Source organism: Clostridium sp. chh4-2 (assembly GCF_002899675.1).
In the GTDB taxonomy this organism is placed as follows: domain Bacteria; phylum Bacillota; class Clostridia; order Lachnospirales; family Lachnospiraceae; genus CHH4-2.
Genome location: NZ_PKUU01000019.1, coordinates 59270 through 74527, shown reverse-complemented (window position 1 = coordinate 74527; position 15258 = coordinate 59270). Strand labels below are relative to the sequence as shown.

General features: G+C 44.4%; 15 protein-coding genes. 5 read left to right on the top strand and 10 right to left on the bottom strand.

The genetic code is table 11. The features are described from left to right. Positions 1-17 precede the first annotated feature (17 nt). The 5 genes from C0033_RS18540 to C0033_RS18520 form a co-directional block, all read right to left on the bottom strand. Entirely contained in the window at positions 18-2153 is a 2136-nt protein-coding gene (locus C0033_RS18540) for a hypothetical protein (RefSeq protein WP_103229390.1), read from the bottom strand. A 41-nt stretch (positions 2154-2194) separates the two neighbouring features. Further along, positions 2195-3058: a carbohydrate ABC transporter permease gene (locus tag C0033_RS18535; protein WP_103229389.1), complete on the bottom strand. Its 864-nt coding sequence runs from the start codon at positions 3056-3058 to the stop codon at positions 2195-2197. A gap of 19 nt (positions 3059-3077) precedes the next feature. Next, positions 3078-4043: an ABC transporter permease subunit gene (locus tag C0033_RS18530; protein WP_103229388.1), complete on the bottom strand. Its 966-nt coding sequence runs from the start codon at positions 4041-4043 to the stop codon at positions 3078-3080. Beyond that, on the bottom strand, positions 4024-4599 hold the full coding sequence (locus C0033_RS18525; protein ID WP_103229387.1) for a hypothetical protein: 576 nt from the start codon (positions 4597-4599) through the stop codon (positions 4024-4026). The genes C0033_RS18530 and C0033_RS18525 overlap by 20 nt, the downstream gene beginning before the upstream one ends. Positions 4600-4837: 238 nt before the next feature. Next, on the bottom strand, positions 4838-5593 hold the full coding sequence (locus C0033_RS18520) for an IclR family transcriptional regulator (protein ID WP_103229386.1): 756 nt from the start codon (positions 5591-5593) through the stop codon (positions 4838-4840). A 283-nt stretch (positions 5594-5876) separates the two neighbouring features. On the opposite strand from C0033_RS18520, the gene C0033_RS18515 reads away from it, so the two are divergent. Genes C0033_RS18515 through C0033_RS18510 form a run of 3 tightly spaced genes read left to right on the top strand, consistent with a single transcriptional unit; the run spans position 5877 to position 6972 of the window. Further along, on the top strand, positions 5877-6047 hold the full coding sequence (locus C0033_RS18515; protein ID WP_103229385.1) for a 4Fe-4S binding protein: 171 nt from the start codon (positions 5877-5879) through the stop codon (positions 6045-6047). Continuing rightward, on the top strand, positions 5977-6201 hold the full coding sequence (locus C0033_RS27165; protein ID WP_180994816.1) for a hypothetical protein: 225 nt from the start codon (positions 5977-5979) through the stop codon (positions 6199-6201). Before C0033_RS18515 ends, C0033_RS27165 begins: the two co-directional genes overlap by 71 nt. Before the next feature lie 51 nt (positions 6202-6252). Next, positions 6253-6972: a gamma-glutamyl-gamma-aminobutyrate hydrolase family protein gene (locus C0033_RS18510; protein ID WP_103229384.1), complete on the top strand. Its 720-nt coding sequence runs from the start codon at positions 6253-6255 to the stop codon at positions 6970-6972. A gap of 11 nt (positions 6973-6983) precedes the next feature. Here C0033_RS18510 and C0033_RS18505 read toward each other — a convergent pair whose 3' ends face one another. Next, positions 6984-7634: a helix-turn-helix domain-containing protein gene (locus tag C0033_RS18505; RefSeq protein WP_103229383.1), complete on the bottom strand. Its 651-nt coding sequence runs from the start codon at positions 7632-7634 to the stop codon at positions 6984-6986. Positions 7635-7888: 254 nt separating this feature from the next. Here C0033_RS18505 and C0033_RS18500 point away from each other — a divergent pair, with 254 nt between their 5' ends. Next, a complete protein-coding gene (locus tag C0033_RS18500) occupies positions 7889-8221 on the top strand; it encodes a hypothetical protein (protein WP_103229382.1) in 333 nt (110 codons plus the stop codon). Between the two features lie 115 nt (positions 8222-8336). Here the strand turns inward: C0033_RS18500 and C0033_RS18495 are convergent, their stop codons facing one another. Both C0033_RS18495 and C0033_RS18490 read right to left on the bottom strand, forming a co-directional pair. After that, entirely contained in the window at positions 8337-9242 is a 906-nt protein-coding gene (locus C0033_RS18495) for a sugar phosphate nucleotidyltransferase (RefSeq protein WP_103229381.1), read from the bottom strand. A 72-nt stretch (positions 9243-9314) separates the two neighbouring features. Beyond that, the gene (locus C0033_RS18490) at positions 9315-12617 is read right to left on the bottom strand and encodes a leucine-rich repeat protein (RefSeq protein ID WP_180994811.1); all 3303 of its coding nucleotides are present in this window, start codon (positions 12615-12617) and stop codon (positions 9315-9317) included. Positions 12618-12855: 238 nt separating this feature from the next. On the opposite strand from C0033_RS18490, the gene C0033_RS18485 reads away from it, so the two are divergent. Next, positions 12856-13479 carry an undecaprenyl diphosphate synthase family protein gene (locus C0033_RS18485; RefSeq protein ID WP_103229379.1) on the top strand — a complete coding sequence of 208 codons (624 nt, stop codon included), beginning with the start codon at positions 12856-12858 and terminating at the stop codon, positions 13477-13479. A gap of 43 nt (positions 13480-13522) precedes the next feature. Here the strand turns inward: C0033_RS18485 and C0033_RS18480 are convergent, their stop codons facing one another. Both C0033_RS18480 and C0033_RS18475 read right to left on the bottom strand, forming a co-directional pair. Continuing rightward, a complete protein-coding gene (locus C0033_RS18480; RefSeq protein ID WP_103229378.1) occupies positions 13523-14731 on the bottom strand; it encodes a hypothetical protein in 1209 nt (402 codons plus the stop codon). A gap of 24 nt (positions 14732-14755) precedes the next feature. After that, positions 14756-15256: a signal peptidase I gene (locus tag C0033_RS18475; RefSeq protein WP_103229377.1), complete on the bottom strand. Its 501-nt coding sequence runs from the start codon at positions 15254-15256 to the stop codon at positions 14756-14758. Between the last annotated feature and the right edge of the window lie 2 nt (positions 15257-15258).

Sequence of the window (15258 nt, the reverse complement as noted above, 5' to 3'; positions counted from 1 at the left end):
CCCTCAAATTAATTGTATCAGTTGCCGGATGTCATCACTTCATATGCGGCCTGATAAGTTTCTTCATAAAGTCCAAGGCCTCTCTTCTCAAACTCTGCAAGGTATTCCTCATAATTCTGAGCCACTACAGTTCCGGAAGGAGCATTTCCTTTTGTTTTGTAACGTACAACATTGAACATAAATTCTACGATATCCTGTGAATCAAGGGATGTGGAATCAGAAACTGCTTCTTTCTGTCTGGATGTCAGTGAGAATACAGGAGGAATCATCTTGTAGTAATTAGGATTATCCCCTTTCATTCCCTCTCCGGCATAGGTCGCAAAGTTCGTTGTGGAATTCTGAAGCAGCGCCCATCCGTCAAATCCTCTTTCTGATGTATACTGGTATTCAAAACCAATTTCCTTCTGATATCCGATCGGCATCAGACAGCCCATCCAGTCTCTGAGGAATGTGGATAAATCGCCCTTGGCAACTGCGCCTGCAGTCTCAACAACCCATGGTGTGAATTTCGGATACTGGATTCCGTCAGGTCCTTGGTATTTCTCGCCCTCTTCCAAAGTCATCGGAAGGCCATAGTTCTGAACAACAGCGCCTTCTTCCGTGAAGAAGTAATCCATTACCGCACATGCTCTCTGAATCTGCTCGTCTGTGGAACCGGCTACGGAAATCGCCCATCCGTCAGGCTTAATCGCTCTGCCGTTGTCGATGTAATACTGCCATACGCCGTTCACCTTCGCTACAGGAGGAAGAATAACAACGGTATCCTTATTCAGTGAATCAGATGTGGAAGAAGCGATCCAGTCATATGTCATAAATCCATAAGAAGGAGCGTCGCCTTCGTCAGTTCCCCATAAAGTAGAACGGAAATTCGTCTTATCGGTCAGTTCATAGCAATCGGAATAGATCAGTCCTTCCGCTTCCATATCTGATAAGTAGCTGAGCACATTGTAAATGTCTTCTTCCGAGTATGTATACTGGATTTTTCCATCCCCATCGATATACCATCTGGAGAGATAGGAATCGGCGCCATGAGCCTTAATTCCGCCAAAGTAGGTGGAAAGCCTGATCAGGTCTTCACGGTAGCTGGACTGTCTTACGAACAGCGGCCATACCGCTTCTGCCTTTCCGTCTGTCAGCAGTGTGGGATTCGCCTTGATACACCGCATTAAAGCGATCATCTCGTCAATATCATAAGCTGCTTTTTCGCCCAGATACAGTTCAGACGCATTATCATAATCATAGTTGTCTTTGATATACTGGATCAGCGCATTGGTGAGTGTTTCACCGTTCTTCACATCCAGCCCGTTCTGAATCTCGATGATGCTCTGATCTGTCTTTTTCACCACATCAACGCCCTCTTTCGGAGTAACAGTGCCGCCGTTATCGCCCGTTCTCTTGTTATCCCCTACGTAAAAGCCGTCATAATGTACGGTAAAATCAGCTTTATCATAAGCAGCGTTTTCATCATCCAGCAGTTTTGTCACCCAGGTTTCCCTGATGTTAAATGTTCTTGCAAATTGGTTTAATTCAGCAATATAAGGAACATGGTAAATGCTTCCGTCATATGCGGTGATCGCAGATTTCACTGCCGGATTGGCTTCCAGATATGCCTTAAAGTTCGGCATATATCCTTCTTCCATCTTCTCAGAGATGTTAACAAACTTGCCCTCTGTTCCGTAGAACATGAGACGTTCCGCAATGGATTCGCCGCCAAAAATGTTAGCGCCCGCAAAGTTTGAGGTAGATTCTGTCTGGATCATATCGGTAGCCTTAATATCCTGTACCGTTACGTCGGTAAACTTGCTGTTCAGCTCTTTCTCCACATAGGACCACATAGGTTTCAGCATTCCGGCTGATACTACGGTGCCGTCCGGAAGGGTCAGCGGTGACTCCTGGTTATAGGTCATAGTTCTGGATTTATTCCCCAATGCAAAGTTAAACTTGAGTTCCACCGTATCCGTCAGATCCGGGCCGGTTTTCTCTTCCTCTTTTGTTTCCCCGGCAGCTTCCGTTGTTGCCTTAGGGGCTTCCGTTGTGCTCTGCTGGGACGCCTGCTGAGACGCCGCCTGGTCTACAACTGAAGATCCGCACCCCGTCAACGCCGATGCTGCCATCACAGCTGCCATCAAACAGCTTAATGCTTTCTTTCTCATAAAATAACTTCCTCCTTCTGCCTTATTTGGCTATATTGCATTTATCCTTTTACCCCGCCCATGTTAACACCTTTTGCAAAGTATTTCTGAATGTACGGGTAAATGACCAGTACTGGTACAATCGAACAGATGATGATCGCATAAGCCAGGCTGTCCGCCGAATAGGTCAGGTTCACCGGCGATTCATCATATAATTTCTGGTAATTCTCAATCAACTGCCGCAAATACACCTGTAACGGCTGTTCATATGGATCAGCCAGCAGCATTCTGGACCAGTAGTATGCATTCCAGCGGGAAATCGCATAGAATAATGTTACGGTCGCGATACTGGCAGTTGACATCGGTATGTAAATCTTTCCAAACAGCTGGAACTCATTGGCTCCGTCCACAATCGCCGCCTCTTCAATCTCCTTAGGAATGCTGCTGAAGTAATTCCTCAAAAGAATGATGTTATAAGCCTGGACGCCAAAGGCCACTATCATGCCCCAGCGGTTGTCTACGCCCATATTCTTGTAGTTCAGATACAGTGGAATCATGCCTGCGCTGAACCACATGGTAAATACTAAAAGGAAATTCCATTGTCTTCTGAACACCAGTTTAGACTTTTGAAGCGCATAAGCGCCTGTTAATGAAATGCCCATACTCCACGCCGTTCCAAGCACCGTATAAAACAGCGTATTGGTATAAGCGATCCAGAATCCCTTGTTATGAAGCACCATGTCATAAGCCTGAAACGTCACATCCTTGGGCAGCAGCACAATCTGGCCGCTCTCATATGCCACCTTGCCGCTGATGGACACGCTGAACGCATACAGCACCGGATACAGCGCGAGCAGAGCGAAGATAATGACCATGGTATAGGAAAACACTTTAAATATCTTTTCGCTTTTATCTAACCGTTCCATCTTTTCACCCTTTCTTTTTCTACCATAATGATGTATCCGATATATTCCGGCTTATGGTGTTGGCCCCAATTACCAACGCAAATGCAATCAGCGAGTTAAACAAACTGACCGCCGCCCCGACGCCGTAATTGCCCGAAAGAATACCGATTCTCTGTTCAAAGGTGGAAAGCACATCTGCGGTTACGTAAATATTGGCGTTATACAAAAGCAGAACTCTTTCATATCCGATGGTGAGCATGTTGCCGATTCTCATGATAATCATGATTATCAATGTAGGCGCCATGCCCGGAAATGTGACAAAACGGATTTCCTGGAACTTGTTGCCTCCGTCCACTTTCAACGCTTCATACAGGGAAGGTGAAATCCCCATGATCGCCGCAAAATAAACAATGGAGTTATATCCGCTCTCCTTCCAGATTCCCACTAGAATATAGAGAGGCCGGAAATAATTGGCCTTCTGCATCATCGAAACCCCCGGCTCTATCAGCCCTAACTGCTGGAACACGGATGCAATCACGCCGCTGGAACGAACACCGCTGTACACTAACATCAGCGTAATGCCGGTAATCGTAACTTCCGAAAGGAAATGAGGCAGGTAGGTAGCTGTCTGTGCTAACTTCCTCACCGTTTCATTACCAATCTCCGCAAACAGAAGAGCCAGGATAATTGGCACCGGGAATCCGAAGATCAGGCTGTAGGCGCTTATGATAAATGTATTTCGAAACGCCTGCCAAAACTCCACCTTATTCACTCCCGTTACAAGATTGATGAAGTTGTCAATTCCCTTAAACTCACTTCCCCATACGCCAAACTGAGGATCAAAGCGCTTGAACGCAATCAGCAGCCCGCCCATCGGTTTGTACGCCCATACCGCAAACCACAGGATCAGCGGAAGCAGCAGCACATATAGCCGCCAATCCTTTATCACCGCTCTCCATAGCTGTTTGGTATGCGGTTTTCTCATCTCAATTTCCGTATTCTTCATTCCGTTCTCCTTCCCCCTGATTAAAATAAAATCTCATATCGCAGATCAGGCCATCGCGCATTCTCAAAACCAGACATACGATTAAATCAATCACAGTAATTAAAAACGTGGCTCCGAAATAATCAACCGCCCCTGTCATCTCCCCTGTTAAAAAGAAGATTGCAATTCCCTTGCCGATCGAAAGGCAGATATGGGAGACCAGTACATAAAGCATCAAAAGCACCGGGCTCTCAGCAATCATATCCCGGTTTCTGCTCCCATACAAAAGGATCGGAACCGCTAAAAATGCATTGGCCAGAACGTAAAACAAAATCCCGCCCCAAACCGTCATGTCTGAAAAGATAATTCCGGGGATTCCCCCGATCATACCGGCTGTCACACCGACTGCACCCCAGCGTATCATAGCGATCAGGCTGACCGCTATCGTAAAGCTGAAGTAGAAATCGCTGTTCCATACGCTCAGCAACCCGCTCCCCATGAATTCGGAAACAGCGGCCAACGCCGACAAAAGCGCTAAATCAAACCACATAAACTGCTTAATCTTTCCATTATTCATATTTATGAACTCCGTTCACGATTCAATGTAATTTTTAAAGACCCGTTGAATATAGGTCTTCTAAAATTGTGCGGCTGGTGTTGCCCGTTTACAGTTCTTAATTATAAACTAGGTTCATAATTTATCTATAGTATATACCTCTGTTAACTGCTTGTCAATATTTTTGTGCACTTTTATCCAATTATTTTCATCCCGCCTCTGTAATTTCACTACATTTACCCGCCTTTCTTCCAAAACCTTACGGTTTTGGAAAATATCCCAGGCATTTTGATATCTGTAAAGCAACTTCCTTCAGATCTTCAGCCACTTTCTCATCATCCAGATCCTCATTATAGATATCGGATAAGGAAACCGCCGCAATAACCTCGCCGCTGTAGTTAAAAATAGGCGCGCCGCAACAGCTGGTAATATTCTCTAATTCCCGCGCATCCAGAGAATACCCCCGCTCTTTTGTCCGCTCGATCTCTTCTATAAACCGTTCCTTAGACGTTATGGTGAAATTGGTCAGCGCTTTAAACTCAATCTTATCCACCAAAGCATTCCGCTCTTCCTCCGGCAAAAATGCGATGATCGCCTTTCCAAGAGATGTGGCATATGCATCCTTCCTGGTTCCCAGCGCACAGGAGGCCAGCTTTGCGTCATGTGCTACATATTTATATACATACACAACCTTCGTTCCATTCAGCACCGCTACAAATGCAGTTTTATTATACCGCTCTGCGATGGGAGGAATATAGATGGCGCACTGTTCGATAAGGCTCATATCATTGACATATTTCATGCCAAGAGAATAGGTTTCGATTCCAAGACAGTACTTCTTGTTATTGTTCGTTACCGTTGAAATATAGTTTAATTCCAAAAGCGTCTGAACAATTACAAAAGCGCTGCTTTTCGCCATCCCCATCTCATTAGCAATCTCCTGTAACGTAATCCCGTCTTTACAATCCGCAATTAACTGCAGGATTGCAAATGTTCGTTCCACTGTTCTGTTCATTTTACGCCCTCCATGGTTTATATATATAAACCAGATTCATAGTTTTATACTTATAATTTTATTGCGTTCTCCCGGATCTGTCAATCGTTTTTAGGCCTTTTAAAATATTTTCAGGCCATAATTGCAGGATTTTTTCTTCTTTTTCTCTAAAACAGAACCCATTCCCGGCGCCGCGAAATTGTTCCTAACCAGGTACATGATAAACAAGATTTTCCACTTGAATATTTCTCATTTATAGTATAAAATAAACACAAATGTATAGAATATAAGGAGGTAATTTATTATGGCATATGTAATTAGTGATTCTTGCGTTAGCTGTGGTGCTTGTGCTGGCGAATGTCCAGTAGGCGCTATTTCTGAAGGAGATGGACAGTACGTTATCGATGCTGATTCCTGTATCGACTGCGGTACTTGTGCAGGTACTTGCCCAACAGGCGCTATTAGCGAAGGCTAATAAGATATTAGAATACATAAATGCCTCTTCCATACGGGAAGAGGCATTTATTTTTTATATCATAGGAACTCGTGTCTATGATATAAAAGTCCTACGCAGGCAAAAACTCCTGTTTGCAGGATTTTCTTCTTTTACAGAAATTATCTTTACATAAACTCTTTGAACGGAAATCCCATATAATAAAAAAAGAAATGAGGTTTTTAATATGGCGAAAAAACCAATAATCGGTATCACTCCTTCTCATGATACGGAAAAAGATGATTTGACCGTGCGCCCTACTTATTTAAGAGCGATCCGGGATGCAGGAGCAATTCCTCTGGTATTTCCATTAGAAGCAGCCGATGAAGATTTAGATCAGCTGCTCGGCCTGGTGGACGGAGTTCTCTTCACAGGCGGACCTGATGTTCATCCGTCTTACTTCGGTGAACCCACCCATCTTCACTGCGGCGATGTGTCCCCTCTCAGAGATAAACTGGAAATAGCGCTTCTTCCCAAAGTCTTAGACGCAAAAAAGCCGGTTCTGGGCATCTGCCGCGGAATCCAGCTTTTAAATATCGCTTTGGGCGGAACCATCTATCAGGACATTCCAAGCCAGACCTCGCCGGAATTCCCGATTGCCCACCGCCAGCCATTCTACTATACAAACTATTCCCATTCGGTTGAAGTGGAAAAAGGTTCTGTATTGGAATCCATCTGCGGCTGCACCACCATTCAGGTGAACAGCATGCATCATCAGGCGATTAAAAAAACGGCGCCGTCCCTTACCGTAACCGGCTATGCCCCCGACGGACTGGTGGAGGCCGTGGAAATGAAGGATTATCCTTATTTTGTAGCGGTTCAATGGCACCCTGAATATCTGTATCCATTTAATGAGGCAGCTAAAAATCTGTTCACTTCATTTGTGGATGCATGCCGTAAAAGCTGATCTGAGTTCCCTCAGATCAGCTTTTTCACATTCCGGCCAAAGTGTTTCTTCTTAAAGAAAGGAATCTTGGATGCCGCCGCTTCGCTGCGCCCGCGGTTGTCCTTCTGATAGATCCGGATGATCTCGTCCAGCTGTTTGAAACGCTCGTCCTCTTTTTCATCCTTAACCCTCATCAGATATTCCAGCTCTTTTAAAACCTTGTCCCCCACCATACAGCTCACGTCCTGGGAAAGCTTCTCGTTATTGGCTTCTATCGCCCGTCCGATCACCTGGTTCATAATCTGCTGGAATTGTTCCATCTTCTCTTCCGCCGTCATGCCGGAAATTCCGCTTTCGCTTTGAGTGCTGAGGCTTGTCTCCATCGCAGTTTCCTTTAAAACTTCGGTCATATCCTGTTCCAGTATACAGTCAGTTATCTGACTATCTTTATGCTCGTCCATAATCCGGTCAAGAGCAGTTTTAATCGCTTTCAGCTGATATCCTTTTTCCTTTAACTCCTTAATCTGGCGGAACAGGCGAATATGTAATTCCGTATAATAGCGGTGTCCCATATCATTTCTCGGAATCTCAAGTCCCAATTCATCTTCCCAGTAACGAAGCACGTGCGCCTCTACATCCACTTTTTTTGATGCATCTGATATTAAATAATGTATCTCATCCATAGCTAATCCTCTCCTCTTGCTCCTATCCAGATGGCAAAAATGATCATTACCACTGAAATATACTTGTTTACTTATATCATATGCCTTAATAATTAAGATTATGCTGAAAACCTTACTTAATTCAATAATTTTTTTGTGTTATTAGCAAATTGACTTTTTTACGCTGAAACCTTAAAATTCCTGTTGACAGCATAGGATGGCATAATATAATCATTAGCACGCCGTTAATACGGCAGAATAAGAGGGGAATTATTATGATCAGAACTTTTGCAAAATGCGGCAATACTATGGAAAGAATCCACTTTCTTCAGTCTTTGAATGAAAATGAATATACATTGGAAGATCTTCACAATCTCTGTGATATCATGTCCTTTGAACCGGGAGCGCTGGCTAAGGAGTCCCTGCTCCGCTCCATGATCGATGAATTGAAGGCCAGAATCGTTGCTGAAGGCTGTGAGCTGGAAAAGATCAGCAAAAGAGTCAGCGCCATCGATCTGATGCCGGTTTCGTCAGGGGAAAGAGAAGTGCTTAATATGGAATTGGCAGATCCGTTTGCCAAGATATTGATTTCGGATTTTAATTTTTAGGTGACGGGGCGCGTGAAATCATGCATTTAAAGTAAAACGTGAAGGCATTTTGAAAAATGCCTTCACGTTTTAATGTAAAAGACCAGGTCCTTTACATAAATCCTATTCAACTCTTTTAATAAACCCCATCCGCAATCAATTTCTTAATCGCATTCACAACCGCTTCTTTATCTTCTTTATAAGTAACCCCAAACCACTTATCCAAAGTCTCCAATACAGCGACCTTTGCGCGGCCTGATTTCACCATTCCGTCGATAATGCTTGGAAGAAGATACTCAGATTTCAAATCTCCTTCTTTCTGGTTATCCAAAAATTCCTTGAACCCATCTTCCAGTTCATCCAGGAATTTAGGCGGAAGTCCCCACATGTTCATGGAAACATGCTGTTTCGGGCTGATTGCTACCGGATTGCCGTCCACATCCGTGGCAAATAATCCGTTCCCCTTCATCTCGATATTATAGGTCTCCGTAACATCTTTTAAGGTACCGTCTTCATTCAATACACAAACTCCCCGTGTCACTCCGCCATTTTCACTCAGAGTATTGGAAAGGATGAATCCGCCCATGCAGATATCATAGATATCGCTGTCTTCGTTCATCTCTTCGGATAAATACTGATGAATCTTCTTAAATCCTTCTTTACCGTAGTAATCATCCGCATTAATAACGAGGAACGGATCTTTAACAACACCTTTCACGCACAGCACCGCCTGGCCGGTTCCCCATGGTTTTGTTCTTCCTTCCGGCTTTTTATAACCTTCCGGCAAATCATCTAACTCCTGGAATACATACTCAACCGGCGCGATCTTTTCGATCCGCTGTCCGATAATCTCTTTAAAATCCTTCTCCAAATCTTTACGGATTATAAATACAATCTTATTAAATCCCGCTTCCAATGCATCATGGATGGAATAGTCCATGATAATCTCCCCATTTGGCCCAACCGGCTCCAACTGTTTGATTCCGCCGCCAAACCGGCTGCCAATGCCGGCCGCCATAATCACCAATGCCGTATCTTTCATAATTGCCGCTCTCCTATGTTCATTTAATCTGAGTATAATATAGCATACCCGGATTAAAAAATCAAATTCCGGCTATGGTTTTACGGCGATTGAATAGGTTCCAAATTCAGTGATTCCAAAGATCATTTTCCTGGTTGCCGGGTCATATCTGGAGTTTTCCAAATAAAGAATCGTGCCGTCATCTTTAATCTGAACCGCTATGATCTTATCAGCCGTTTCACCCTCTTTTAACACGTAAGGGATTGCGATTTCCGCCACTTCGTTGCCGGATAGAACGACTGGTTTTCCAGTGGCTTCATAAAATGCTTCAATATGATAGGAATGCTGCTGTAAAATGTTCTGATCCGCAGTTAATGCCGCTGCAGAGTCTATTTTCTGCGCCGATATGCGGATTCCCGCACTTGCGTGCTGGTTCATCTCCTGTATTTTATTCTGAGTTAAGTTCATCTCTAAACCCTGGTTTTCAAAGGACAATTTCAATGTGGAGACATTATTTTCCTGCATTTTACGGTCTAACTCATGAGGCAGAGACACCGCTGTCTCATTCGCATTCCGGATACCGGATGCAACCGCTATGTGTATCACATCTTTTTTCAAATCCTGGCCTGCTTTTACGGACTGAATCATCTTATCCACATCATCCGCCGTTACAACCGCCTTTACTCCTCCGTCCTGAACGGTCACGGTATTGACCTTTCCGGAAACAATTTCTTCCGTAACGCCGATTGAAACTGTGGATGACTGCATTTCTCCGGTTTCGTCGGAATCGTCACTGCCGCTGTTATCCGGTACTTTTATAAGAGTCCAGTGAGCATAAACGGTGATATCGCTGCTTACAGTAATAGATTTATCAAACTTGGTTCCTCCATCCGGTTCCGAGTACCAACCGTCAAACTGATAACCTTCTCTTAACGGAGCCGGCAGTTCTATAACGGTTCCCTGTATTAAATCGGATATGGGTGCAATGGCGCTGCCGCCGCGGCTGTCAAACGTAAGGGTGTACAAAATCACCTTGGGGTTGACAGTCACATCCGCTGTTCCTATTTTGGTAGAATCATATGTTGAAGCAGCGGTAACCGTTAAACGTCCGGCAGTCTCATTGTCAGCGATCTTCAGCACTCCATCGGAGTCGATTACCGTACCGACAGAAGATGATCCCTGAACCGACCAGTTTACGCCTTGTAAGCTGACTTCCACGCCTTCCACCCGGGCTGTGAACCGGATAGACTGGCCCGGTTCTGCTTCCGTATGTCCGGGAGTAACCGTCACATTTGTCACTTCAGGGCGTTTTACGCCTATAATTTCCGTGGTTCCGCGGTAACTGCTCTGAGTGAAATTCTCGGCGTTGTCAGGAGTATAGATCCAGCCGCACTGATTGCTTCCGATCGTGAGCTGCTGATCGGGCTCTTCCCATTCGATTTTGCCGGAAGGAAATTCTTCCGGGAGGGCGATGGAGATGTCGGAAAGAGATGTTGGACACTCGGCTGTATCCACAGTTACGGGAATCAGCAATGTAGCATCTGCTTTTTTTATCCTGGGCATGAAGGCTACACCGCTATAAAGCCACTTTCTTACAGAGGAGCCATTTTCCTTATGGAGAAATTGTATTTGTACCGGATAAACTCCTGAGTCTGCCACATCGGTAATTCCATAATGAATTGGAGCAGTTCCCTTATAGACAATATTAGTAAATCCCCCTTCTGATCCAAGGAAATAATAGAGGTAATAGCTGCTGTCGACTTTCGTAATGGGCTGGAACGCCTCCACCTCCAAATAGGACGTCTTTCCATCATATGTTTTATCTATATCTTTTTGGAACACCACTGTTGGTGTAGATAGTGAAATGACAGGATACAGGTTTAAACCGCTTACAAGACTGCTCTCTTTTATCGCAGTTCCGTCCGGGGAAAAGCCCCAGCCCACATCAAAACCTATCTTTTTGTCCTCTCGCTCAGGCAGTACATAGGTATTATCTGCTTCCCAAACCAGTGTTTCTTCATTTTTTCTATAATTGATAGGACGATTATACAGCGCCTCTATTGTTGAAACAGAGTTTCCTTCCTCACCTGTAAACGTTACGGTCATTGGATAAGCGCATAAACTTTTTTTACTGCTGGTCATCTGGGGCGAAACTAAATCATAGACTTCCTTTGACGGCAATATGAAGGCAGTTACTTTACAATCAAATAAAAAATTGCCTCCATATTTAGTATCGACATTATTTCCGCCATATACTGTCTTAATATTAGATCCGGCAAATAAAGTGCTTCCTACTTTAACAGTCGCATCCGGTATTACAAAACTGGTAGTTAATTGGGCGCAATTTTCAATAATACGGTTTTCCAATGTGATTAGATTGTCCGGTAATGTAACGCCATGTTCTATTGAACTTTTCCCCTTTACAGATATTGACTCCAATAGGGTACAATCTTGAAAGGCGGAACCTCCTATAAGCGTTATATTATTATTCAAAATAACCCTGTCAAAATGATTTCCTGAAAAGGCATAATTTCCTTTTATCTCCGTTATATGATCCGGAATTTCTAATGTTCCAGTAAATGAACATCCATAAAATGTCTGACCCTCTACCGCAGTATATATTTCATTGTCCGGCAACATCAGATTGCCGTCAAATCCGCACTTCTCAAAAGCGCTGCTTCCTATTTTAGTAATTGTAGTTAAATCCAAATCTCCTTTTAAATTTTTTTGAAGCCGGAATGCACATTCACCTATTTCAGTAAGACTGTCCGGCAAATTCAGTTCGCATTCTTCCATATCTGCATATAAAGTAGTGGAAGAGCTATATGCATCAAAAGCAAACTTCTTTATCTGTGTCAGCTCAGATGCCTGGCTCAAATCGATAGAACGTATCCGAAGATTTTTATAGTCCTTATATTGACTGCCGTCAAATGCCTGTGATCCAATCTCCGTTACAGCTGCCCCGTTAATCTCATCCGGAATCACTAAATCGACCGACAAAAATCCTTCTTCATCCTCTTCCAACTGCTCCAAGTATGCTTTTGAAAATCCTTGTATCTCTCCCCTACTGAAAGAAAACATATCATCGGCAGTCAGATCATCGGCCGAATACACCTGAACTTTAGTTTTTTCCGGTACATCCTTCAGTTCCTCATTAGCTGCGATATCATTTTCAAGTTCTTCCTCTTCTGCATCGCTGTCCGTCGCTAAATTGACGTCATCTTCCAATTCACTATCCTCTTCCCCATCTTCTTCCGGATATTCTGCATTGGATGCAGTGCCGATCCGTTCCCCTGTTCCGCCTGTCTGGGCAAATGACGGCCGAGGCATCGGAAAATATAAGGAAGAAGCAGCAACCATTCCGGCTAACACAACTGTAAAAAGTCTCTTTTTCACTTCAAATCCCCCTGATAAACGATTTATTTCTTTCATTATACTATCGTATTTTTATGATTACAATCTATTTATCTATTATATTTTCAGTCATTTTTTTGTAACTAACAAGCTGAACAAATGAATGACTTTATCAGGAAATTTCGATGTTTCCGGTTTACAGATGCTTTAATGCGGCAATACTTGGTAAAGATTAATACATTTCATTATCAGCCGGTTATTCCGGCTAATTGGAGGCAAAATGCGACTACCAAAACATATTGGAATTATCCCTGACGGAAACCGCCGGTGGGCTTTAGGACAAAACATGGAGAAAGAGGACGGTTACATCCATGGAATCGCCCCCGGCATGACGCTTTACCGGATGTGCAGGGAAATGGGAATTGAAGAAATGACATTTTACGGCTTCACAGTGGACAACACGAAACGCCCTTCTAAGCAAAGGGTTGCATTTTCAAACGCATGTATCGACGCAGTGAAGGTTCTGTCAAAGGAACATGCGGAGCTGCTGGTTCTGGGCAATACGAACTCCCCCATGTTTCCGGAAGCCCTTCTTCCTTATACCACAAGGCATGTCTTTGGCAAAGGCGGCATGAAAATCAATTTTTTGATCAATTACAGTTGGGAATGGGATCTTGGCTATCGCAACGGAAAGCTGGGCGCTGAGCTGGCTTCCCGGGATGTATCCAGAATTGATCTGGTCATACGGTGGGGCGGACGAAGAAGGCTGTCCGGTTTTCTGCCCATTCAGTCCGTTTATTCGGATTTTTATGTGGTGGATGAATATTGGCCGGATTTTACTCCAAAGCATCTGACGGATGCGCTTGAGTGGTATGCAAAACAGGATGTGACGTTGGGGGGATAAAAAAATGCGGTCTGTAAATGACCGCATTTTTAATACAATTTGATTATTCTGTTAAGCCCGAACCATCTGACATATTGGTACTTTCATTCTGTCCGCTTTCTGATTGGGAAGATGAATCCGTTGAGGCGGAATCCTCCGTCTGATCCGATCCATCTGCCAGATCCGATCCACCTGTCAGATCCGATTCTCCCGATAAGTCCGCATCACCAGTCTGGCTGCCGCTTCCTGTTTGGTCCGTGGAATCTGACGGATTTGCTTCTCCCGCCTGATCCGAAGAATTATTCTGCTCCTCTCCTGCCTGATTGGAGCCACTGGACTGATCCGCTTCTGCTGCTGATCCGGAGGAACCGGTCTGATCGCTTTCTCCTGATAAACCGGAAGAATCGGTTTGACCGCTTTCTTCAGTTAAGCCGGATGTATCTGTCTGTCCACCCTGATTTGTTTGACCCGCCGCTTCGGACTGGTCTGACGAACCGGTCTGATCTCCGGTTCCTGTCTGGTCTTGTGATCCGGCCTGGTCTGTGCCTTCAGCTGTGCCCTCGGTTTGGCCGGAACCGCCTGGCTGGCCATTTTCTTCCGGCTGAATGGAAGCGTCCGGCTGGACATTCTCTCCTGGTTTATCTAACGCGTCTGGTGGTGCCGTATCTCCGCCTGAATTTGAAGTCCCGTTTTGATTTAATACGGTATTCTGATCTGCCGCCGGTATTTGAGCCCCACCGCCGTTTTGGCCGGATGATCCTGACTGTACGCCTCCTGCTTTAGGTTCTTCTACCAGTACCTCTTCCAATGCATTTGACGGTGTCGCTTCACCGATCAAATCCAACGGATTTTCATATACGGCAATCAGCTGCATCTCCCGGTCAACCACCAGGTCGGCTAAATCCAAGATTATCTCTCCATCCAGGCTCCAGCCGATGAATATCGGTTCTAAGTCGTTGATCAGCTCATCTTCAGAGCACAGCATAACCGCTTCGCCGCCCATGTCCGGTGCATTTTCGATATTTTGGCCGTCATATACTCTGACAGAAGCAAGTTCCGTAACACCGTCCGCGTCGAGAAATGTCACGTTATAGGAATCGGCTACCTGTACGCTGATTGTTCCATGTATGATGGTGGAATATTTGGAAAATGTCACGCCGGTCAGGCTCATGCTCAATATTCCAATATAAAAAAGCCACAGAGGCAGAGGCAGACGCATTTTTCGCGTCTGATGGCTTGTTTTTTCATGTTTTTTCTTAAATGAATTCAACATGCCGCTCCCTCTTTCCCCGTGTCTTTATTCCTTTGCCCTTCTTTTCTCCCACCAGAAAGACAATTCCGTCAAAACTAAAAATATTATAATCATAACCAAAATGCCAAATGGCGATTTTAAAAACAAAACAAGATTTCCCACACCCGGTATTACCAAATGAACCGCTCCATATATATTTTCCTTGGGAATCCGCTTGCCGTCCGGCGCATTATTGGCATCGCCTTTGGTCAGGTAAGAATCCTGATCCTCTTCAATGATTCGGTGTGTAACGTAGGAGGATTGATCCTCATAGGTTACAATATCGCTCACCTCATAATTTTTCTGCGTCTTTATTAAAAGCATATCTCCAGGTGAAAATTCCGGTTCCATACTGCCGGACAAAACCGTGACGATGGAATAACCAAACAGCGATGGAAGGTCTTCTTTATAGACCAGACGCTTTATCAATAATATTCCGTTCATCGCTATCACAGCCACGAGGAAAATAAGCACGGTTCCCCGCAGAATCGCTCCAACTCGTTTCATTA